This is a genomic window from Micromonospora sp. WMMD736 (assembly GCF_049179015.1).
Lineage (GTDB): Bacteria > Actinomycetota > Actinomycetes > Mycobacteriales > Micromonosporaceae > Micromonospora.
The window spans coordinates 1-1431 of sequence record NZ_JBMHMI010000102.1 but is presented as its reverse complement, the minus strand read 5'-3'; the positions used below and the strand labels follow the sequence as shown (position 1 = coordinate 1431).

The following is a 1431-nucleotide window of genomic DNA, read 5'->3' as shown; positions in this document are numbered from 1 at the left end:
TGCAGCCGTAGATCGGGGCTGGTGAGTTTCGGCGTGTCTGCGCTGGTCAGAGCGGTGACCGCGGCATTGTTCGGAGTTTGTGAAGACAACAGAAAATGCCGCGGCCGCCGCGGCTCATAGCGTAGACCCTGATCGATGGCAGACCGAGTTCTCGGCGGTGTTGGATCGGATCGCGCCGCGATTTACCCGGTATGAACCGCTGCGGCATGCTGCGGCGTTGATGGCCGGCATGGTCTCGAGCCTGGACCGCAAGAATTGCTGGACCATCGCCGAGCACCGCGGCGCCACCACACCGGACGGGCTGCAGCACCTGTTGGCGCGGGCCCGCTGGGATGCCGATGAAGTCCGTGACGATCTGCGTGACTACGTCGTCGACGCCTTCGGTGACGGTGAGGCGGTCCTGGTGGTCGACGAGACCGGCGACGTCAAGAAGGGCACCCACAGCGTGGGCGTCCAGCGCCAGTATTCCGGCACCGCGGGCCGCATCGAGAACTCCCAAGTCGCGGTCTACCTGACCTACGCCGCCCCCCGTGGGCACGCGCTGATCGACCGGGCGCTGTATCTACCGAAGTCCTGGACCGAAGACCCCCAGCGGTGTATGGATGCCGGAATCCCCACCGGCAAGCGCAGTTTCGCCACCAAACCGATGTTGGCCGTCGAGCTGATCGACCGTGCGGTGGCCGCGGACGTGCCCGCCGGCTGGGTCGCCGGCGACGAAGTCTACGGCGCCCACCCACAGCTGCGCGCCGCCGTACGCGCCCACGGCCTGGGCTACGTGCTGGCGATCGCCGCCAACCGCCGCGTCCCCACCCACGCCGGACCCATCCGCGTCGACAAGCTCCCGGCGCTCATCGGCACGCACGCCTGGCAGAAACACTCCGCCGGCAACGGCGCCCACGGCCCACGCATCTACTCCTGGGCGTGGTTTCGGCTGCTGGCCGAAGACGACACCGACACCGGTGTGCATCATTTGCTGATCCGCCGCAACGACGCCACCGGGGAGCTGGCCTACCTACGCTGCTACAGCCCCAAGCCAGTCCCGTTACGCACCCTGGTCGCCGTCGCCGGCCAACGCTGGCGCATCGAGGAATCCTTCCAAGCCGCCAAAGGACTCGTCGGCCTCGACCAGCACCAGGTCCGGCGCTGGACCTCCTGGCACCGCTGGACCACTCTGGCCATGCTCGCCCACGCATTCCTGGCAGTCGCCTGCGCGATCGAACGTGACACCACACCCACACCGGCAGGGCTGATCATGCTGACCGTCAACGAATTTCGACGACTCTTCGACGCCCTGCTCCTGGCCACCAACCACACCATCACGACCCTGCTCGCCTGGTCACGATGGCGCCGACGACACCAATACCGAGCCCGACAATCCCACTACCGACGGCGCGAACAACAGTGATCCCGATCTACGGCTGCAGTACTAGC

General features: G+C 66.9%; 1 protein-coding gene. It reads left to right on the top strand.

Features of this window, described 5'->3' with window-relative positions; all coding sequences use genetic code 11:
• The first annotated feature begins 160 nt into the window (after window positions 1-160).
• A complete protein-coding gene (locus tag ACN269_RS34170) occupies window positions 161-1405 on the top strand; it encodes an IS701 family transposase (RefSeq protein ID WP_421477395.1) in 1245 nt (414 codons plus the stop codon).
• Window positions 1406-1431 lie beyond the last annotated feature (26 nt).